Consider the following 19,818-nt stretch of genomic DNA (forward strand, 5'->3'; position numbering starts at 1 on the left):
TGGCCCCCGCTGCCCCGTGAGGGGTGACAGGCCCTAGCGAACCGAGGGGGCGACCGAGGGGTCGGTGAACACCAGCGACAAGGGATAGCGCTGCCCCGACAGGTGGTCTTCCATGCAGCGCAGCACCAGCGGGCTGCGCAGGCGCGCGGCGTTGGCGCGGATTTCCTCGGGTGTCATCCACAGGGTGCGCACGATGCCGGCGTCCAGCGCGCGGCCGGGCAGCGCCTCGCCCAGTTCCCCGCTGTAGGCGAAGCGCAGGTAGGTGATGTCCTCGTCCGGCTGGCCCGCGCGGCCCGGGCGCTGGAAGCGCGAGAGGTACACGCCCACCAGGGCCGTGGGCGTGAACGCGTGGGTGGTCTCTTCCAGCGTTTCGCGCACCACGCCTTCGAGCGGGCCTTCGCCCGGATCGAGGTGGCCGGCCGGGTTGTTCAGGCGCAGGCCGTCGGCCGTGTGCTCCTCGACCAGCAGGAAGCGCCCGTCGCGTTCGATGACGGCGGCCACGGTGACGCTGGGTTTCCATCGGGTGTTCATGGCGCGCATTATGGGCTTTGCGGCGCGCAGGCATGGGCCGAATCGGGCGCTTTCGGGTAAGCTCGCCCGACTTTCACATTCAACTTGTGGGTGAGGAGATATTCATGCTGATAGGCGTACCCGCTGAGACCACAGTGGGCGAGACCCGAGTGGCCGTGACCCCGGAGACGGCGAAGAAGTACGTGGCGCAAGGCCACACCGTGCGCGTGCAATCGGGCGCGGGCGTGGCCGCCAGCGTTACCGACGCGGCCTACACCGCCGTGGGCGCGGAGATCACCGATGCGGCCGGCGCCCTGGGCGCCGACCTGGTGCTCAAGGTGCGCCCGCCGTTCGACAACGAGCTGGCCCTGATGAAACCCGGCGCCACCGTGGTCGGCATGCTCAACCCCTTCGATCCCGTGGGCCTGCAGCGCCTGGCCACGGCCGGCCTGACCGCCTTCGCGCTTGAAGCCGCGCCGCGCACCACGCGCGCGCAGAGCATGGACGTGCTCTCCTCGCAGGCCAACATCGCCGGCTACAAGGCCGTGATGGTCGCCGCGCACCACTACCAGCGCTTCTTCCCCATGCTCATGACGGCGGCGGGCACGGTCAAGGCCGCGCGCGTGGTGATCCTGGGCGTGGGCGTGGCCGGCCTGCAGGCCATTGCCACGGCCAAGCGCCTGGGCGCGGTGATCGAGGCCTCCGACGTGCGCCCGAGCGTGAAGGAGCAGGTCGAGTCGCTGGGCGGCAAGTTCATCGACGTGCCCTACGAGACCGCCGAAGAGAAGGAAGCCGCCGAAGGCGTGGGCGGCTACGCCCGCCCGATGCCGCCGTCCTGGTTGGAGCGCCAGAAGGCCGAGGTGCGAAGCGCGTGGCGCAGGCCGACGTGGTCATCTCCACCGCACTCATCCCGGGCCGGGCCGCGCCGGTGCTCATCACCGAGGACATGGTCAAGTCCATGAAGCCCGGCAGCGTGATCGTGGACATCGCCGCCGGCAAGGGCGCGGACGGCGTGGGCGGCAACTGCCCGCTGACCGAGGCCGACAAGACGGTGGTCAAACATGGCGTGACGCTGGTCGGCGAGACCAACCTGGCGGCCATGGTCGGTGCCGATGCGTCGGCGCTGTACGCGCGCAACGTGCTCGATTTCCTCAAGCTCATCGTCAACAAGGACGGTGCGCTGCACGTGGACATGGAAGACGACATCGTGGCGGCCTGCCTGATGGCGCAAGGCGGCGAGGTCAAGCGCAAATGAGCCGTGTGATGCTGCGCGCGAAACTGCACCGCGCGACCGTGACCGAGGCCGACCTGCATTACGAAGGCTCCTGCGGCATCGACGAGGACCTGATGGATGCCGCCGACATGCGCGAGTACGAGAAGATCGAGCTCTACAACGTCAACAACGGCGAGCGCTTCTCGACCTACATCATCAAGGCCGCGCGAGGTTCGGGCGCCATCTCGCTCAACGGCGCGGCCGCGCGCAAGGCGCACGTGGGCGACCTGCTGATCATCTGCACCTACTCCCCGGTGGACGACGCGGCCGTGCCGCAGTGGAAGCCGCGTGTCGTGTTGCTCGGCGAGGGCAACCGCATCAACGAGATCAAGAAAACCTGAAGCGAGGAGACTCCTATGGACGCCGTATCCCCCACCGTGCTCAACCTCATCATCTTCGTGCTGGCCATCTACGTGGGCTACCACGTGGTGTGGAACGTCACGCCCGCGCTGCACACGCCGCTGATGGCGGTGACCAACGCCATCTCGGCCATCGTGATCGTGGGTGCCATGCTGGCCGCCGCGCTCACGGAAACCCACCTGGGCAAGACCATGGGCGTGCTGGCCGTGGCGCTGGCCGCGGTCAACGTCTTCGGTGGCTTCCTGGTCACCCGGCGCATGCTGGAGATGTTCAAGAAAAAAGAGCGCAAGGCGCCCGCAGCTGAGGGAGCGCACAAATGAGCATGAACCTCGTCACGCTGCTGTACCTGGTCGCCAGCGTCTGCTTCATCCAGGCCTTGAAGGGCCTGTCGCACCCCACCACCTCGATCCGGGGCAACATCTTTGGCATGACCGGCATGCGCAATCGCCGTGCTGACCACCGCCGCGCTCATCGTCGAACTCTCCGGCGGCAAGGCACAGGGCATGGTCTGGGTGCTGGGTGGCCTGGTGGTCGGTGGCGCCATCGGCGCGCTCATGGCGAACCGGGTCGAGATGACCAAGATGCCCGAGCTGGTCGCCTTCATGCACAGCATGATCGGCCTGGCCGCGGTCTGCATCGCCGTGGCCGTGGTGGCCGAGCCCTGGGCCTTCGCCATCGTCGCCAAGGGCGAAGCGATCCCGGGCGGCAACCGCATCGAACTCGCGCTGGGCGCCTTCATCGGGGCCGTCACCTTCTCGGGCTCGGTCATCGCCTTCGGCAAGCTCTCGGGCAAGTACAAGTTTCCGCCTGTTCCAGGGCGCACCGGTCACCTTCGCCGGCCAGCACAAGCTCAACCTGGTGCTGGGCCTGGCCACGGCCTTCTTCATCTTCGGCTTCTGGCATTCGCAGAGCTGGATGGACATCGTGCTGGTGATCGCGCTGGGCTTCATCCTGGGCGTGCTCATCATCATCCCCATCGGCGGCGCCGACATGCCGGTGGTGGTGTCCATGCTCAACAGCTACTCGGGCTGGGCGGCCGCCGGCATCGGCTTCAGCCTGAACAACTCCATGTTGATCATCGCCGGCTCGCTGGTGGGCTCCTCCGGTGCCATCCTCTCGTACATCATGTGCAAGGCGATGAACCGCTCGTTCTTCAACGTGATCCTGGGCGGCTTCGGTGGCGACGCCACGGCGGCCGCGGCCGGCGGCGGCGTGCAGCGCACGGCCAAGAGCGGCAGCGCCGACGACGCGGCCTTCATCCTGGGCAACGCCGAGACCGTCGTCATCGTGCCCGGCTACGGCCTGGCCGTGGCACGCGCTCAGCACGCGGTGAAGGAGCTGGCGCACAAGCTCACCGAGAAGGGCATCACCGTGAAGTACGCCATCCACCCGGTGGCCGGCCGCATGCCGGGGCACATGAACGTGCTGCTGGCCGAGGCCGAGGTGCCGTACGACCAGGTGTTCGAGATGGAGGACATCAACGGCGAGTTCGGCCAGGCCGACGTGGCCATCATCCTGGGCGCCAACGACGTGGTGAACCCGGCCGCCCTGCAGAAGGGCAGCGCGATCTACGGCATGCCGATCCTGGAGGCCTACAAGGCCAAGACGGTGATCGTGAACAAGCGCTCCATGGCCGCCGGCTACGCGGGCCTGGACAACGAGCTGTTCTACATGGACAAGACCATGATGGTCTTCGGCGACGCCAAGAAGGTCGTCGAGGACATGACCAAGGCCGTCGAGTAAATCGAAAGCGTCCATTTCCGAGCGATACCCGAAGGGCCCGTGGCGACACCGGCCCTTCGGTTTTTGTAGCATGCTTGCAGCCAGTCGCGGGTTTTAGAGTGGGCTGTCAGAACCGCGTAAGGGAAAAACACGAGGCCCCGTGCCTTGCTTCCCACTGACAATGCCCGGTTGTTGTATCCACAAGAACGAGGAGATTCTGAATGAGCGAACCGACGGCCAACCGTCCCTGGCTGGGGGCTTATCCCGCCGGCGTGCCTGCCGACATCGACGTGGCGCAATATCCCTCGCTGGTGCACCTGATGGAGGAAAGCTTCCAGAAGCACGCCGGTCGCACCGCCTACAGCTTCATGGGCAAGGACGTCAGCTTCGCGCAGACCGACAGCCTCTCGCAGGCCTTTGCGGCCTACCTGCAGGGCCTGGGACTGGTCAAGGGCGACCGCGTTGGCCATCATGATGCCCAACGTGCCCCAGTACCCGGTGGCGGTGGCCGGCATCCTGCGCGCAGGCTTCGTGGTGGTCAACGTCAACCCGCTGTACACGCCGCGCGAACTCGAGCACCAGCTCAAGGACTCGGGCGCCAAGGCGATCGTGATCATCGAGAACTTCGCGCACACGCTGCAGCAGTGCATCGCCAACACGCCGACCAAGCACGTGGTGCTCACGGCCATGGGCGACCAGCTGGGCCTGCTCAAGGGCGCGCTGGTGAACTACGTGGTGCGCAACGTCAAGAAGATGGTGCCGGCCTACAGCCTGCCGCAGGCGGTGCGCTTCAACGACGCCATTGCCAAGGGCACGCGTGGCACGCTCAAGCGGCCCGAGATCAAGCCCGACGACATGGCCGTGCTGCAGTACACCGGCGGCACCACCGGCGTGAGCAAGGGCGCGGTGCTGCAGCACCGCAACGTGATCGCCAACGTGCTGCAGTCCGAGGCCTGGAACGACCCCGTGATGAAGAAGGTGCCGGCTGGCGAGCAGCCCACCAGCGTGTGCGCCCTGCCGCTGTACCACATCTTTGCGTTCACGGTGAACATGATGCTGGCCATGCGCACGGGCGGCAAGACCATCCTGATCCCCAACCCGCGCGACCTGCCGGCCGTGCTCAAGGAGCTCAGCAAGCACACTTTCCACAGCTTCCCGGCGGTCAACACGCTGTTCAACGGCCTGGCCAACCACCCCGACTTCAACACCGTCAACTGGAGCAACCTCAAGGTCTCGGTGGGTGGTGGCATGGCGGTGCAAAGCGCGGTGGCCAAGCTCTGGCTGGAGAAGACCGGCTGCCCGATCTGCGAAGGTTATGGCCTGAGCGAGACCAGCCCGTCGGCCAGCTGCAACCCGACCACCAGCACCGAGTACAGCGGCACCATCGGCGTGCCCCTGCCCAACACCTACATGAAGTGCCTGGACGACGATGGCAACGAGGTGCCGATGGGCCAGCCGGGCGAGATCGCCATCAAGGGCCCGCAGGTCATGGCGGGCTACTGGCAGCGCCCCGACGAGACCGCCAAGGTCATGACGGCCGACGGCTTCTTCAAGAGCGGCGACGTGGGCGTGATGGACGCGCGCGGCTACTTCAAGATCGTGGACCGCAAGAAGGACATGGTGCTGGTCAGCGGCTTCAACGTGTACCCCAACGAGGTGGAGGACGTGGTGGCCCTGTTGCCCGGCGTGATGGAATGCGCCGTGGTCGGCGTGCCGGACGAGAAGTCGGGCGAGGCGGTCAAGCTCGTGATCGTCAAGAAGGACGAGAGCCTCACCGAGGCGCAGGTGCGCGAGTACTGCAAGACCAACCTCACCGGCTACAAGCAGCCCAAGGTGGTGGAGTTCCGCACCGAACTGCCCAAGACACCCGTGGGCAAGATCCTGCGGCGCGAGTTGCGCGACAAGAAGTGACGCCCCGGCGCGCTGCGCCACAATGCAAGGCGGCTTCGGCCGCCTTTTCTTTTGCCCGTCCAGGAGGGACCGTTCCGTGACCACCATCGCCATCGTCAGCGCCCTGCACGAAGAGCTGGCCGCCGTGCTCGCGCTCATGCCCGACGAACAGCAGCAAGTGGTGGGCGGGCGCGCGTTCTGGCGTCGCATCTGCACGGGCACGACGTGGTGGCGGTGCTTTCGGGCATCGGCAAGGTGGCGGCGGCCACCACCGCCGCTGTGCTCATCGAGCGCTTCGGCGTGCAGCGCATCGTGTTCACCGGCGTGGCCGGCGGGCTGGCGCCGGGCGTGAACGTGGGCGATGTGGTGGTGGCCCGGCACTTCCTGCAGCACGACATGGACGCTTTGCCGCTCTTTCCGCGCCACGAGGTGCCGGGTTATGGCCGCTCCCGCTTCGATGCCGACCCCACGCTGACCACGCAGCTCGTGCAGGCGAGCGAGCGGGTGCTGCACGAATTGCCCGCACGCCTCGGTGCCGAGGTGATGCAGGCCTTTGGTCTGGAGACGCCCCGCTGCCACCAGGGCCTGCTGATCAGCGGCGACCGGTTCGTCTCGACCACCGCCGAGAGCCTGGCCCTGCGTGGGGCGTTGCCCGATGCGCTCGCGGTGGAAATGGAAGGCGCCGCGTTCGCCCAGGTCTGCCACGACTACGGCGTGCCGCTGGCCGTGGTGCGCACCATCTCGGACCGGGCCGACGATGCGGCCCATGTGGATTTCCCGCGTTTCCTGCGCGAGGTGGCGAGCCGCTACAGCGGCGCGGTCATCGACGCGCTGCTGACGCAGCGCTGAGCAGGTCTACCTCAACCAGCCTCGTTTGCGGAAGTAGAGCATCGGCAAGACCGCCGACAGCACCATCAGCGCCAGCGCCAGCGGGTAGCCGTAGTGCCACTTCAGCTCGGGCATGAAGTCGAAGTTCATGCCGTAGCTGCTGGCCACCAGCGTCGGGGGCAGCAGCGAGACGCTGGCCACCGAGAAGATCTTGATGATCTTGTTCTGGTTGATGTTGATGAAACCGACCGTCGCGTCCATCAGGAAGTTGATCTTGTCGAACAGGAAGGCCGTGTGGCTGTCGAGCGAGTCCAGGTCGCGCAGGATCTGGCGCGCATCCTCGAACTGTTCAACGCTGAGCATGCGGCTGCGCATCATGAAACTCACCGCGCGGCGGGTGTCCATCACGTTGCGGCGGATGCGGCCCGACATGTCCTCGTGCCGCGCGATGGCCGAGAGCGCCTCGCTCAGCAGGTTGTCCGAGGCGTTGCTGTCGAGCACCTTCTTGCTCACGGTCTCGATCTCGTCGTAGATGTCCTCGAGCGTGTCGGCGCAGTACTCGGCGTCGGCGTCGAACAGCATCAGCAGCACGTCCTTGGCGTCCTCGATCAGGCCCGGCATGCGGCGCGCGCGCATGCGCAGCAGGCGGAACACCGGCACGTCCTCGTCGTGGATGGAGAACAGCACGCCCCGGCTTTTGAGCGTGTCGTTGTGCTCGTTCAGGATGAAGGCCACGCGCACTGCGCGCGGGTCTTCGTCGTCGTCGATCAGGAAGTCCGAGCGCACATGCAGCTCGCCGTTGTCTTCCTCGAAGAAACGCGCCGATTCCTCGATGTCCTCGTCCATCGCGTCTTCGGGAATCGACAGGCCGAAGTGCTGCTTGACCCAGCGGCGTTCTTCGGGGGTGGGGTCTTCCAGGTCGACCCAGATGGGTTTGAAGCGGGCCAGCTCTTCGAGCGACTCGATTTCTTCCTGGAACAGGCGGCCATTGGCCAGGGTGAATACGTTGAGCATGACGGCGCTCCCGGCGGTTTCGTGCTGTCTGGCAAAGGGTCGAGGCCGGCTCCGCGGGCCTCGGGGGCGGTTCGGGTGCTGCTTTCAGCCGTCCGGCCGCCTGACCCAAAGCCGCTCGGGGGCGGCGCTCAGACGGTCGCGGGGGTGGCTGAAAGCACGCAACTGGGGGGCGTGCTTTCCATGCGGGTCTCCATGTGTGAAACAGGCCGAATTATGGCACTGCGGTGCCGGCCCCGAGGTCTTCGGATGCGCCAAAAAAGCGCATCAGTTCGTCCTTTCGCCGCCAGGCGTCATGTTCGCCCAACTCGATCAGGGCGTTGACGAAGCCCGGTTCGAAGAGCAGGTAGCTCGCCAGCGCGGCTGCGCTGCCGGCCGCGCCGCGCCGCGTGTCCAGTGCGCCCAGGCCCGCCAGCGTGTTGCGGGTGGGCGCGGGCAGTTCGCGGATGTGCTTGCTCGCGAGCTCGTCCAGCGAGAAGCTGGGCTGGATCGCCAGCACCTCCACCGGCCGGTAGGGCAAGGCGGTGGCGCAGGGCTGGTGGCAGCCGCGCCAGGGTCTGGCTCACGCGCTGGGTCTGCTCCACGTCGGCCTGCAGGGTGTCGTGGAACACGCTGGCCATGGCGTGGCCGGCGATGGTGCCTGCGGTGGGCTCGCTGCCGTTGCGCGCGGCCAGGCCGGCGCGCTGGGGTTGGCCGACACCGATCACCAGGATGCGGCGCGCGCCGAACTGGATCGCCGGTGAGAGCGGCGAGAGCTGCCGCATCGAACCGTCGCCGAAATGCTCCTTGTGCCCGTCCACCCACAGTGGCACGGCCGGGAACAGGAAGGGGATGGCGCTCGAAGCCATCAGGTGCTCGATGGTGATGGGCTGGAACTCCGAGCGCCGCCCCGGCCGGTGCCAGGGCTGCACCGGGTGCGCAAGCCGGGTCTGGCAGAAGGTCCAGTGCTCGCCGGTCGTGTAGCTCGATGCCGTGACGCCCAGCACATGGATCAGCCGTTGCTCCAGCGCGCGTTCCAGGCCCTGCAGGTCGATCGCGCGGTGCAGGGTGTCCACCAGCGGAAGCGTGTCGAGCAGTGCTCGGTGCCGGCGCACCTGCCGCGCCAGTGTGAGCCCGGCCACCACGCGGTTCGCTCGCACCCAGCCGGGCGCTTCGAGCCGGTAGACGCGTTCCGAGCGCAGGCCGCTCCAGAACGTGGCCAGTTGCGACAGCGCGGGCAGGCCCTGGGTGGCGATGCTGCCCAGGTAACTCGCGTTGAGCGCACCGGCCGAGGTGCCGAACAGCCACTGGAACGGAAAGACCGGCACCGCCGGGCCCGCGGTCGCTCGCGCTGCGCAGCAGGGCGCCCACGGCCTTGAGCACGCCCACCTGGTACGCGGTGCGCGCGCCGCCCCCCATGAGCACCAGCGCGCAGGCGCCGTCACCGTATTCGGGTGACGCAGGCAGCAGCGTGTTGTGGGTGATGAGGGTGTCGAGGGACAAAGGGGTGTCGAAAGGTGTGAACCGTCACATCCTAAACAATCGCCGCCGCCGATGGGGCGGCCTCGGCCATCCAGCGCTGCAGCGCGCGGGGATCGACGGGCTTGTTCAGCAGGGTGATGTCCTGCCGCAGGTCCTCGTCTGTCAAGTGCACGCTCGCGTCGCCGGTGATCACCAGGGCCGGCACCTCGCGTTCGAGAATGCCCCGAAGTCGGGAGATGGCCTGAAGGCCATCGAAGGTCTCGCTCAGGTGGTAGTCGACCACGATCAGCGAAATCGAGGCGCTGTTGTTCCATGCCAGGACGAGGGCGTCGCGCATCGTCTGTGCGCCCAGCACCCGATGGCCCAGGCCGCTCAGCAAATGCGTGAGCGCGCGAACCACCTGCTCGTCGTTGTCCAGCACCAGCACCACCTGAGTGGGCGCAGCCGGTGCAGATGTCCTGGTGGGGGCGGGCGCCTCGATCACGGGATCGCAGCGTGGCAGGAACACCGAGAACACCGAGCCCCGGCCCACGCGCGAGCGCACGTTGAGGCGCGCGTCCAGCAACTCCGCCGAGCGATGGACGATCGACAGGCCCAGGCCGAAACCACGCGACTGCGCCGATGCCCGGCGCGCATTGCTGGCCTGGTAGAACTCGTCGAACACCCGGGGCATGTCGCTTTCCGGAATGCCGATGCCGGTGTCCCAGACCTGAATCTCCACCTCGTCGCCCCGTCGCCGGGCACCCACCAGCACCCCGCCGCGCTCGCTGTAGCGCACCGCGTTGGCCGACCAGGTTGAGCAGAACCGTGTGCAAGACCGCGGGATCGGCCTGCACCCACAGAGGGGTTTCCATCAGTCGAAGCCGAAGGCCCTTTGCCTTCGCCTGGCCGCGCAAGACCTCGCCGACCTGCAACAGGACGGGGTTGATCGCACAGGGGGCCCTTCGAACCATGACGGCGCCAGAGTCCAGCCGGGAGATTTCCATCAGCACCTGCAGCAACTGGCCCATGCTCTCCAGCACCGAATGCATGCGATCGGCGATATCGGCCAGCGCCTGAGGGGACGGCCGAGCGTGCCGCACCAGGCGCTGAAGCGCGGGGACAAACAGGCCCATGGCGTGGATGGGTTGCCGCAGATCGTGGCTGGCCGCGGCGAGAAACCGCGTCTTTCGGCGCTCGGACGCTTCGGCATGCTCCTTGGCCCGGGTGAGGTGGTCCATCAGTGCCTCGTTCTCCATGCGCAACTGGATCGATTGCCGCAGCGACAGGGGAATGCTGCGCGCGAACGAGGCGGTGAACACCAGAAACAGCAGCGACAGCAGCCCCAGGATGGTCAAGGCCGAACCGCCCTCGATCAGGCAGTGGATCGAAAATGGCAGCGAACAGGGAATGGCAAACGCCAGGTGCGCGGGCCAGTACGATCCGATCGACTGGGTGGCGCTGGAGAGGATGCCGCACAGCACGATCGCGATGATGGCCTGCGTGTACAGGTCATCGGGGGTGAAGAAAAGCAGCGTGATCGAGCCCCACATCAGGCCGGCGCCGCCCGAGGCCGCGACCAGCACGAGCGCCCACCGGCGGGCGTTGGCGTCGGTGACGGGGTATCGGTGCCGGCCACCGTACAGCACCAGGCGCAAGGCCGAATACAGCGCCATCCCTGCCCACCAGCCCAGCACCAAGTTCGATGGTTGATGCTGCAGGATCAGCAGCCAGGCGGCGCCACTGGCCAGCAACACGGTGCCCACCGCCATGCCCGGCAGGTGGCGCAAGAGAATGCTTACCTGCTCCTGCAACAGGCGCTGTTCCAGCTTCAACGTGTCGACGGTGTCGGGCATGAAGAAATTCGTACCTGAGGCCACCCCTCGGTCGCGTGCCAACTCCCGTGTGGCTGCCAGTTTACGCTTCTGGCACTGCGGCGTTTCATCGGTTTATCACGCTTTGTTGCCCCGTGTGGCTTGCGCCGGCGAGCATTCATGGGCATAGTGGTCTCAAGACATCCCCGTGGCCGTCGGGAGGTCTTGCCCCAGGCGGCTTGTGTCAACCCGGAGCAAATGGAGGCTCATCTATGAACCTGACGATCAGCGGTCACCACCTCGAGGTCACCCCCGCCTTGCGCGGTTACGTCACCACCAAACTGGAACGCATCTCCCGACACTTCGATCAAGTGGTCGACATCAAGGTGCTGTTGACGGTGGACAACCTCAAGGAGAAGGACCTGCGACAAAAGGCCGAGTGCAATGTCCACGTCAAAGGGCGCGACCTGTTTGCGGAAAGCGTCCATGCCGATCTGTATGCGGCGGTGGACGAACTGGCCGACAAACTGGACCGCCAGGTGCTGCGCTACAAGGACAAGACGCAAGACCATCACCACGGTACGGTCAAACGTTTGATGTGACCCCGCTCACGGCTCCCGGCGCCGGGAGCGTGAAGAATGTTGCATTGCAGCAAGCCGCTTGATATGTCAAGCGGCTTTTTTGTGCCCGCAGTCTAGCCAAGGGACACCAACTCGGCATAATTTGCGGTCCGAAAGGGCCCACATGAACCGACTTTCCGCCATATTGCCCGCCGTGCAAGTGCTCGTTGGCGTTGACGCCACCAGCAAGAAACGCGCATTCGAAGAGGCAGGCCTGCTGTTTGAAACCGAGCACGGACTCAACCGCGCCCTGATCACCGACAGCCTCTTCGCGCGCGAGCGCCTCGGTTCCACCGGGCTCGGCCATGGCGTGGCAATCCCCCACGGGCGCATCAAGGGTCTCAAGCAGCCGCTGGCCGCGGTGTTCCAGCTCGCCAGCCCGATCGGCTTCGACGCGCCCGACGAGCAGCCGGTGCAGTTCATGATCTTCCTGCTGGTGCCCGAAGCTGCGCACGCAGAAGCACCTCGAAATCCTGTCCGAGATCGCCGAGATGCTCAGCGACAGTGCCCTGCGCGAGCAGATGAAGACCTCCACCGATGCTGCCGAGCTGCACAAGCTGATCACGTCCTGGCAGTCGGCCCACGCCGCCGCCTGAATTTTGAGCCGCCACGCTTCACCGTTTCACGGGTCGCTGCCCCCCAAGGGGGCTGACCAGCCTTGGGGCGGCCCTGCGGCTGCGCCACTCGCCTTGAAACCCACCGTCGTCAGCGCCGATGTCCTGTTCGAGGACCATCGCGACGCCCTGAAATGGCAGTGGATCGCCGGCCTCGGGGCCTCCGAGCGCCGTTTTGACGAGGTTGCCATTCGCGCCGCGCGTTCCGGCGCCGATCTGGTCGGGTACCTCAACTACATCCACCCCTACCGCGTGCAGGTGTTCGGCGAGCGCGAAGTCGCCTACCTCACCAGCCCCAGTGAGGACGACAACCGACGCCGCGTGGCGCGCATCGTCACGCTGGAGCCGCCGGTGCTGGTGGTGGCCGACGGGCAGACCGCGCCCGACGCCCTCACCGCGATGTGCGAGCGGGCCCAGATCCCGATGTTCTCCACGCAGGAGTCGGCGGCTTTTGTCATCGACGTGCTGCGTGCCTATCTTTCGCGCCACTTCGCCGACCGTTCCTCCATGCACGGTGTGTTCATGGACATCCTGGGCATGGGCGTGCTGATCACCGGCGAATCCGGGCTGGGCAAGAGCGAACTGGGCCTGGAACTGATCTCGCGCGGCCACGGCCTGGTGGCCGATGACGCGGTGGACCTCTACCGCATCAACCAGACCAGCATCGAGGGCCGTTGCCCCGAGCTGTTGCAGAACCTGCTCGAGGTGCGCGGCATCGGCCTGCTCGACATCAAGGCCATCTTTGGCGAGACCGCGGTGCGCCGCAAGATGCGGCTCTCGCTGATCGTGCACCTGGTGCGCCGAGAAACCATGGAGCGGGACTACGAGCGCATGCCCCACGAGCCGCTGTACCAGGACGTGCTGGGCGTGCCGGTGCGCAAGGCGGTGATCCAGGTGGTGGCCGGCCGCAACATCGCCGTGCTGGTGGAAGCGGCCGTGCGCAACACCATCCTGCAGCTGCGCGGCATCGACACCTACCAGGAGTTCGTCTCACGCCACCGCGCGGCCATGTCGCGCAGTGAGTAGAAGGAACACCCCCGCGCCGCCTGCGGCGTCACCCCCTCCAGGGGGCAGTGCCTGCGGCCTGGCAAAGCCAGTTCCGCGGCGCTTCTTGAGAAGAAAACCCGGGTGCGTTCGTCAGGTGACGCGGTGCACGTTGCCCCGGTGCGGGCAGTCGGTCTTGCTGCAATTGGCGTAGAGCGACAGCGCGTGCTCTTGCAGCACGAAGCCACGGGCCTTGGCGCACCATCTGCTGGCGCTTCTCGATCTCGGCGTCGAAAAACTCCTCGACCCGGCCACAGTCCAGGCAGACCAGGTGATCGTGGTGCTGGCCTTCGTTGAGTTCGAACACCGATTTGCCCGACTCGAAGTTGCTGCGCGTGAGCAGGCCCGCCTGCTCGAACTGCATCAGCACGCGGTAGACCGTGGCCAGGCCGATGTCCGAGCGTTCTTCGAGCAGCACGCGAAACACGTCTTCGGCCGTCATGTGCCGTTGCTTGGCGTTCTGGAACACCTCCAGAATCTTCAGCCGGGGCAGGGTGGCCTTGAGCCCCGTGCTCTTGAGTTCTTCGATGTTGGTCATGGCAGGCAGGTGCAAGGGGTTGAAACAGGCGCAAATGAGCGCCACCGGGCATCGCCGACCCCTGGGGTGGGTGCCCTCCGGTGCAGGACCCCGGGGCTACAATGACCGGATCATATCGCCAGCGTCCGCCGGCTGCCGCATTTTTCCCCTGTGCGGCACACGGCGTTACGCCTCCAGGGTCAGCCCACATGCATTTCCTCTCACCCCGCCGCGCCCGTTCCACGAAGCCGTCCCCCGCGTCTGGCGCACGCCCTGTGCGCGCTGATGGCCGTGGCCTCGCTCTCGGCCTGCAGCTACGTCCCGACCATCATCACCCCCTACAAGATCGACATCGTGCAGGGCAACGTGGTCACGCGTGAGCAGGCGCAGGCGCTCAAGCCTGGCATGTCGCGGGCCGAGGTGCGCGACATCCTGGGCTCGCCCCTGCTGTCCAGCGTGTTCCATGCCGACCGCTGGGACTACGTATTCACCTTCCGCCGCCAGGGCCAGGAGCCCCAGCAGCGCAAGCTGACGGCGTTTTTCAAGGGCGAGACGCTCGAACGTTTTGAAGGCGACGAGCTGCCCAGCGAGGTGGAATTCGTGGCTTCGCTCGACGCGCGGCGCAAGTTCGGCAAGGTGCCGCCGCTGCAGGCCACCGAGGCCCAGCTGAAATCCTTCCAGGACAAGAACACCCCCCTGGCGCCCGAGCCGACGCCGCCGGCGCCATCGCCCGACACCGTCTACCCACCGCTGGAGAGCTCGGGAGCGGCACGTTGAGCGCCGCCTTGAACGCCGCCCTGCGCGTGTGTGTGGCCGGCGCCAGCGGCCGCATGGGCCAAATGCTGGTCGAAGCCGTGCGCGACAGCGGCGACTGCACCCTGACCGGCGCCCTCGACATCGCCGGCAGCCCGGCCATCGGCCAGGACGCGGCGGGCTTTGCGGGGCAGGCCAGTGGTGCTGCGCATCACCGCCGACCTGACCGCCGGCCTCTCGGGCAGCCAGTTCCTGATCGACTTCACCCGCCCCGAGGGCACGATGGCGCATTTGCGCGAATGCGCGAAGCTGGGCGTGGCCGTGGTCATCGGCACCACCGGATTCACCGACGCGCAGAAGGCCGAGATCGCGCAGATCGCGAAGCAGATCCCCATCGTCATGGCGCCCAACATGAGCGTGGGCGTCAACGTCACGCTCAAGCTGCTGGAGATGGCGGCCAAGGCCATCGCCACGGGCTACGACATCGAGATCATCGAGGCGCACCACCGCCACAAGGTGGACGCGCCCAGCGGCACCGCGCTCAAGATGGGCGAGGTGATCGCCGACGCGCTGGGCCGCGACCTCAAGGAATGCGCGGTCTACGCGCGCGAAGGCGTCACCGGCGAGCGCGACCCGTCGACCATTGGTTTCGCGGCCATCCGCGGCGGCGACATCGTGGGCGACCACACCGTGCTGTTCGCGGGCACCGGCGAGCGCATCGAGATCACGCACAAGTCCAGCAGCCGCACCACCTACGCGCAGGGCAGCCTGCGCGCCGTGCGCTTCCTGGCGGGCAAACCGGCCGGGCTGTACGACATGTTCGACGTGCTCAGCCTGCGCTGAGCCCGGGTCCCGGCAGAAGAACCCCAGCGCCATGGACGCCAGCGCCCCGGTCGGGCTTTTGCAAACCCTGAGCCAGGCCGACGCGCTCGGCCGTGCCGTGGCCCTGCTGCTGCTGGCCATGTCGGTCGCGAGCTGGGTGGTCATTCTCTGGAAGGCCTGGCTGCTGCGCCGCGCCGCAGCCGACCTGAGCCTGAGCACCGCCGCCTTCTGGCAGGCCAGCGACCTGGACGACGCCCAGGCGCGCCTGGGCCGTTTCGACCCGCAGCGGATCGTGCTGCCCCTGCTGCAGGCCGCGCGCGGCCTGGACAGCGCAGCACCCCACACCCTGGCCGCTGCCGGCGACCGCTCGCAGCAGCTCACCCGTGTGCTGCGCGATGCCCTGCACCGCGTGCTGCACCGCCTGCAGTTCGGCCAGGTGCTGCTGGCCACCGTGGGCTCCACCGCGCCCTTCGTGGGCCTGCTGGGCACCGTCTGGGGCATCTACCACGCGCTCACCGGCATCGGGCTGGACGGGCCCTTCCGCATCGAGCAGGTGTCCGGCCCGGTGGGCGAGGCGCTGGTGATGACCGCCGCCGGCCTGGCGGTGGCGATTCCCGCCGTGCTTGCCTACAACGTGCTGGGCCGCCAGATCGCCCGCATCGAGGCCGACCTGGAAGGCTTCGCGCGCGACCTGCGCGAGCTGCTGGCGCATTCAGGGAGTCCATCGTGAGACCTGCCGCCGGGCTGCCCCAAGGCAGGTCAGTCCCCTCGGGGGGCGGCGACCCGCGTCAGCGGCGGAGCGTGGGGGCATGAGCTTCGGCAGGCTGGAGCGCCCCACGGGCGACCGGCCCATGAGTGATATCAACGTCACGCCCCTGGTGGACGTGATGCTGGTGCTGTTGGTGATCTTCATCATTGCCGCCCCCTTCATGGCCAGCCGGCTGGCCCTGGAACTCCCCAAGGCCGAGGTGCCCGCCACCGCCCCGGCGGCGGCCGATGCCTTTGTTTCCCTGGCCCTGGACGCCCAGGGTCAGCTGCACTGGAACGACGAACCCCTGGCCGAGGACGCCTTGCGCCAGCGCCTGCAGGAGACTGCCCGGCGCAACCCCGCCACCGAGCTGCAGCTGCGCGCCGACGCCGCCGCGCCCTATGGCCGCGTGGTGCAGCTGATCGGCCTGGCGCAGAGCGCCGGCCTCTCGCGCATCGGCTTCGTGGCCGACAGCGCGCCCCCCGCCGCGCGCTGAATGCCGGGGCACGGGCGTGCGGATCGGGCCAAGGCCTAAAATCCCGCATCTCCCCGCGCCACCGCGCGCCCTCTCTCCTTTCACCCCGTCCCCGGCTGGTCCGGCCCCTGGTTCATGCAAGACAAATACGCCCACAAGGAAGTCGAGCGCGCCGCGCACGCCCACTGGAACGCCATCGACGCCTACCGCGTGAGCGAGGATGCGGGCAAGTCGAAGTTCTACGCCTGCTCGATGCTGCCCTACCCCAGCGGCAAGCTGCACATGGGGCATGTGCGCAACTACACCATCAACGACATGCTCGCGCGCCACCTGCGCATGAAGGGCCACAACGTCCTCATGCCCATGGGCTGGGATGCCTTCGGCCTGCCGGCCGAGAACGCCGCGCTCAAGAACGGCGTGCCGCCCGCGAAGTGGACCTACGAAAACATCGCGTACATGAAGCAGCAGATGCAGGCCATGGGCCTGGCCATCGACTGGTCGCGCGAAGTCGCCACCTGCGACCCGAGCTACTACAAGTGGAACCAGTGGCTGTTCCTTCGCATGCTGGAAAAGGGCATCGCCTACCGCAAGACCCAGGTCGTCAACTGGGACCCGGTGGACCAGACCGTGCTGGCCAACGAGCAGGTGATCGACGGCAAGGGCTGGCGCACCGGCGCCGTGGTCGAGAAGCGCGAGATCCCGGGCTACTACCTCAACATCACCGCCTACGCCGACGAGCTGCTCGACCACGTGCAGATCGGCAACCCCAAGGCCACCCTCAACGGCTGGCCCGACAAGGTGCGGCTGATGCAGGAAAACTGGATCGGCAAGAGCGAGGGCGTGCGCTTCGCTTTCCCCCACACGATCCAGGACGCCGGTGGCGCGCCCATCGGCGGCGGCCGGATGTACGTCTTCACCACGCGCGCCGACACCATCATGGGCGTGACCTTCTGCGCCGTGGCGCCCGAACACCCCTTGCGCAACGCACGCGGCCGAAGGCAACAAGGCCCTGGCCGCGTTCATCGAAGAGTGCAAAACCGGCGGCACCACCGAAGCCGAACTCGCCACGCAGGAAAAGAAGGGCATGGCCACGGGCCTGACCGTCACCCACCCGCTCACCGGCAAGGAGGTGGACGTGTGGGTCGGCAACTACGTGCTCATGAGCTACGGCGACGGCGCCGTGATGGGCGTGCCCGCGCACGACGAGCGCGACTTCGCGTTCGCCAACAAGTACGGCATCGCGATCCAGCAGGTCGTGGCGGTGGATGGCGAAACCTTCAGCACCGACACCTGGGCCGACTGGTACGGCGACAAGCAGCGCGGCGTGTGCGTGAACTCCGACGTGCTCGACGGCCTGGGCTACAAGGCCGCCGTCGACAAGGTCGCCGAGCTGTTGGCCGGCAAGGGCATGGGCGAGAAGAAGACCACCTTCCGCCTGCGCGACTGGGGCGTGAGCCGCCAGCGCTACTGGGGCACCCCCATCCCCATCATCCACTGCGCCGAACACGGTGCCGTGCCCGTGCCCGAGCAGGACCTGCCGGTCGTGCTGCCGCAGGACTGCATTCCCGACGGTTCGGGCAACCCGCTGCACAAGCACGAGGGCTTCCACGCCGGCGTGGTCTGCCCCGTGTGCGGTGCGCCCGCGCGCCGCGAGACCGACACCATGGACACCTTCGTGGACTCGTCCTGGTACTTCATGCGCTACTGCGACCCCACCAACGACGAGCAGATGGTCGCTGGTGGCGCGGACTACTGGATGCCGATGGACCAGTACATCGGCGGCATCGAACACGCCATCCTGCACCTGCTGTACGCGCGCTTCTGGACCAAGGTCATGCGCGACCTCGGCCTGGTCAAGGTGGACGAGCCCTTCACCCACCTGCTCACGCAGGGCATGGTGCTCAACCACATCTACAGCCGGCGCACCGCCAAGGGCGGCAAGGACTACTTCTGGCCGCACGACGTGGAGCACGTGCTCGACGACACCGGCAAGGTCGTGGGCGCCAAGCTCAAGAACCCCGCCACCAGCGGCGACGGCATGCTGCCCGTGGGCACGCCGATCGACTACGAGGGCGTGGGCACCATGTCCAAGTCCAAGAACAACGGCGTGGACCCGCAGGACCTGATCGAGAAATACGGCGCCGACACCGCGCGCCTGTACACCATGTTCACCGCGCCGCCCGAAGCCACGCTGGAGTGGAACGACGCGGCGGTGGAGGGCAGCTACCGCTTCCTGCGCCGTGTGTGGGCCTTCGGCGTGAAGCTCTCGGCCACCGCTGGCCTGGGCGCGCTCGCCGCCGGCGTGGCGGGCCAGGCATTGTCCAAGCCCGCCAAGGCGCTGCGGCTGGAAATTCACACCGTGCTCAAGCAGGTGGACTACGACTACCAGCGCATGCAATACAACACCGTGGTCTCGGGCGCGATGAAGATGCTCAACGCGCTGGAAGACTTCAAGCCCGACGGCTCCGCGGGCGACAACGCGGCGCTGGCCGAAGGCTTCGGCATCCTGCTGCGCTCGATCTACCCGGCCACGCCGCACATCGCGCACACGCTCTGGAGCGACCTGGGCTACGCGGGCGAGCTGCTCGATGCGCCCTGGCCCGAAGCCGACCCCGCCGCGCTGCAGCGCGATGAGATCGAACTCATGCTGCAGATCAACGGCAAGCTGCGCGGCAGCGTGACCGTGCCCGCCGCCGCGGACAAGGCCGCCATCGAGGCGGCGGCGCTGGCCAGCGAAGCCTTCATCAAGCAGGCCGCGGGCGCCGCGCCGAAAAAGGTGGTGGTCGTGCCCGGCCGTCTGGTCAACGTGGTCATCTGAAAGTCGATACATGCCAACCCACCGCGCGCTCCCTTCGTCCCCTTCCGCCACGCGCCGCCGCGCGCTGTTGCAACTGGCGGCGGGCGCCGTGGTGCTGACGGGCGGCGTTGCCGGCTGCGGCTTCAAGCTGCGCCAGGCGCCCACCTTCGCCTTCAAGACCGTGCGCTTCGCCAGTGCCGCGAGCACACCCGTGGCGTACGAGTTGCGGAAGGCGCTGCTCACCAACGGCCTGCAGGTGGTGAGCGGTGCGGCACCCGCCGACGTGGTGTTGACCGTGGTTGCCGACCAGCGCGAGCGCATCGCCGTGGGCCAGACGGCCGCTGGCCAGGTGCGCGAACTGCAGCTGCGCACGCGCTTCACCTTCCGCTTGCGCACGGCGATGGACAAGGAACTGATCGAGGACACGGAGCTGCTGCTCGAACGCGACCTGAGCTTCAACGAAACGGTCGTGCTCTCGAAGGCGGCCGAAGAAGAGCTGCTGTATCGGGACATGGTGAGCGATGCCGTGCAGCAGGTCGTGCGCCGCATGGCGGCGGTGAAATCCCTCTGACGAACAGCG

Annotated in this window: 14 protein-coding genes and 9 pseudogenes; 17 read left to right on the forward strand and 6 right to left on the reverse strand. The window is 67.3% G+C overall.

Annotated features, from left to right (window positions below; all coding sequences use genetic code 11):
* Positions 1 to 33: 33 nt before the first annotated feature.
* Positions 34 to 531: an NUDIX hydrolase gene (locus ACFJGX_RS06485; protein WP_291113652.1), complete on the reverse strand. Its 498-nt coding sequence runs from the start codon at positions 529 to 531 to the stop codon at positions 34 to 36.
* A gap of 104 nt (positions 532 to 635) precedes the next feature.
* On the opposite strand from ACFJGX_RS06485, the pseudogene ACFJGX_RS06490 reads away from it, so the two are divergent.
* The 7 genes and pseudogenes from ACFJGX_RS06490 to ACFJGX_RS06520 all read left to right on the forward strand — a co-directional run bounded on the left by ACFJGX_RS06490 (position 636) and on the right by ACFJGX_RS06520 (position 6,604).
* A pseudogene (locus tag ACFJGX_RS06490) lies at positions 636 to 1,765 on the forward strand (Re/Si-specific NAD(P)(+) transhydrogenase subunit alpha).
* Entirely contained in the window at positions 1,762 to 2,124 is a 363-nt protein-coding gene (gene panD, locus ACFJGX_RS06495; protein WP_291113658.1) for an aspartate 1-decarboxylase, read from the forward strand. Before ACFJGX_RS06490 ends, panD begins: the two are co-directional and overlap by 4 nt.
* Positions 2,125 to 2,139: 15 nt before the next feature.
* Positions 2,140 to 2,463 carry an NAD(P) transhydrogenase subunit alpha gene (locus ACFJGX_RS06500; RefSeq protein ID WP_382322245.1) on the forward strand — a complete coding sequence of 108 codons (324 nt, stop codon included), beginning with the start codon at positions 2,140 to 2,142 and terminating at the stop codon, positions 2,461 to 2,463.
* Between the two features lie 2 nt (positions 2,464 to 2,465).
* Positions 2,466 to 3,014 (forward strand): annotated as a pseudogene (locus ACFJGX_RS06505) (NAD(P)(+) transhydrogenase (Re/Si-specific) subunit beta); the annotation flags it as partial.
* A complete protein-coding gene (locus ACFJGX_RS06510) occupies positions 3,002 to 3,886 on the forward strand; it encodes an NAD(P)(+) transhydrogenase (Re/Si-specific) subunit beta (RefSeq protein WP_382328618.1) in 885 nt (294 codons plus the stop codon). The pseudogene ACFJGX_RS06505 and the gene ACFJGX_RS06510, both read left to right, overlap by 13 nt.
* 200 nt (positions 3,887 to 4,086) lie before the next feature.
* Positions 4,087 to 5,776, forward strand: a pseudogene (locus ACFJGX_RS06515) (long-chain-fatty-acid--CoA ligase).
* Positions 5,777 to 5,912: 136 nt separating this feature from the next.
* Positions 5,913 to 6,604: pseudogene (locus ACFJGX_RS06520) on the forward strand (5'-methylthioadenosine/adenosylhomocysteine nucleosidase).
* Between the two features lie 6 nt (positions 6,605 to 6,610).
* Here ACFJGX_RS06520 and corA read toward each other — a convergent pair.
* The 4 genes and pseudogenes from corA to ACFJGX_RS06540 all read right to left on the reverse strand — a co-directional run.
* Positions 6,611 to 7,597, reverse strand: a complete 987-nt coding sequence (gene corA, locus ACFJGX_RS06525; RefSeq protein WP_382153164.1) for a magnesium/cobalt transporter CorA — start codon at positions 7,595 to 7,597, stop codon at positions 6,611 to 6,613.
* A 290-nt stretch (positions 7,598 to 7,887) separates the two neighbouring features.
* On the reverse strand, positions 7,888 to 8,901 hold the full coding sequence (locus ACFJGX_RS06530) for a patatin-like phospholipase family protein (RefSeq protein ID WP_382328620.1): 1,014 nt from the start codon (positions 8,899 to 8,901) through the stop codon (positions 7,888 to 7,890).
* 206 nt (positions 8,902 to 9,107) lie between these two features.
* Positions 9,108 to 9,833 (reverse strand): ATP-binding protein, encoded by a 726-nt coding sequence (locus ACFJGX_RS06535; RefSeq protein ID WP_382328048.1) that lies wholly within the window; start codon positions 9,831 to 9,833, stop codon positions 9,108 to 9,110.
* 241 nt (positions 9,834 to 10,074) lie between these two features.
* Positions 10,075 to 10,890, reverse strand: a pseudogene (locus tag ACFJGX_RS06540) (hypothetical protein); the annotation flags it as partial.
* Between the two features lie 230 nt (positions 10,891 to 11,120).
* Here ACFJGX_RS06540 and hpf point away from each other — a divergent pair.
* The 3 genes and pseudogenes from hpf (at position 11,121) to hprK (ending at position 13,108) form a co-directional block, all read left to right on the forward strand.
* Positions 11,121 to 11,450, forward strand: a complete 330-nt coding sequence (gene hpf, locus ACFJGX_RS06545; protein WP_291113681.1) for a ribosome hibernation-promoting factor, HPF/YfiA family — start codon at positions 11,121 to 11,123, stop codon at positions 11,448 to 11,450.
* Positions 11,451 to 11,592: 142 nt separating this feature from the next.
* Positions 11,593 to 12,064, forward strand: a pseudogene (locus tag ACFJGX_RS06550) (PTS sugar transporter subunit IIA).
* 93 nt (positions 12,065 to 12,157) lie between these two features.
* Positions 12,158 to 13,108, forward strand: coding sequence for an HPr(Ser) kinase/phosphatase (gene hprK / locus ACFJGX_RS06555; RefSeq protein ID WP_291113686.1), 951 nt, complete (start codon positions 12,158 to 12,160; stop codon positions 13,106 to 13,108).
* A gap of 111 nt (positions 13,109 to 13,219) precedes the next feature.
* Here hprK and fur read toward each other — a convergent pair.
* Positions 13,220 to 13,664, reverse strand: a pseudogene (gene fur, locus ACFJGX_RS06560) (ferric iron uptake transcriptional regulator).
* 264 nt (positions 13,665 to 13,928) lie between these two features.
* Between fur and ACFJGX_RS06565 the strand changes: the two are divergent.
* From ACFJGX_RS06565 to lptE, 7 genes and pseudogenes are all read left to right on the forward strand, one after another.
* Positions 13,929 to 14,420, forward strand: a complete 492-nt coding sequence (locus ACFJGX_RS06565) for an outer membrane protein assembly factor BamE (RefSeq protein ID WP_382328050.1) — start codon at positions 13,929 to 13,931, stop codon at positions 14,418 to 14,420.
* A 53-nt stretch (positions 14,421 to 14,473) separates the two neighbouring features.
* A pseudogene (gene dapB, locus ACFJGX_RS06570) lies at positions 14,474 to 15,239 on the forward strand (4-hydroxy-tetrahydrodipicolinate reductase).
* Positions 15,240 to 15,270: 31 nt separating this feature from the next.
* Positions 15,271 to 15,948, forward strand: coding sequence for a MotA/TolQ/ExbB proton channel family protein (locus ACFJGX_RS06575; RefSeq protein WP_382153179.1), 678 nt, complete (start codon positions 15,271 to 15,273; stop codon positions 15,946 to 15,948).
* Positions 15,949 to 16,027: 79 nt separating this feature from the next.
* Positions 16,028 to 16,462, forward strand: coding sequence for an ExbD/TolR family protein (locus ACFJGX_RS06580; protein WP_382153181.1), 435 nt, complete (start codon positions 16,028 to 16,030; stop codon positions 16,460 to 16,462).
* A 114-nt stretch (positions 16,463 to 16,576) separates the two neighbouring features.
* Positions 16,577 to 17,323 (forward strand): annotated as a pseudogene (locus ACFJGX_RS06585) (class I tRNA ligase family protein); the annotation flags it as partial.
* A gap of 139 nt (positions 17,324 to 17,462) precedes the next feature.
* Positions 17,463 to 19,259: a leucine--tRNA ligase gene (gene leuS, locus ACFJGX_RS06590; RefSeq protein WP_382328622.1), complete on the forward strand. Its 1,797-nt coding sequence runs from the start codon at positions 17,463 to 17,465 to the stop codon at positions 19,257 to 19,259.
* A 10-nt stretch (positions 19,260 to 19,269) separates the two neighbouring features.
* Positions 19,270 to 19,809, forward strand: coding sequence for an LPS assembly lipoprotein LptE (gene lptE / locus ACFJGX_RS06595; protein WP_382322240.1), 540 nt, complete (start codon positions 19,270 to 19,272; stop codon positions 19,807 to 19,809).
* Positions 19,810 to 19,818 lie beyond the last annotated feature (9 nt).

The sequence above is a fragment of the Hydrogenophaga sp. UC242_50 genome (assembly GCF_042697355.1).
In the GTDB taxonomy this organism is placed as follows: Bacteria; Pseudomonadota; Gammaproteobacteria; order Burkholderiales; family Burkholderiaceae_C; genus Hydrogenophaga.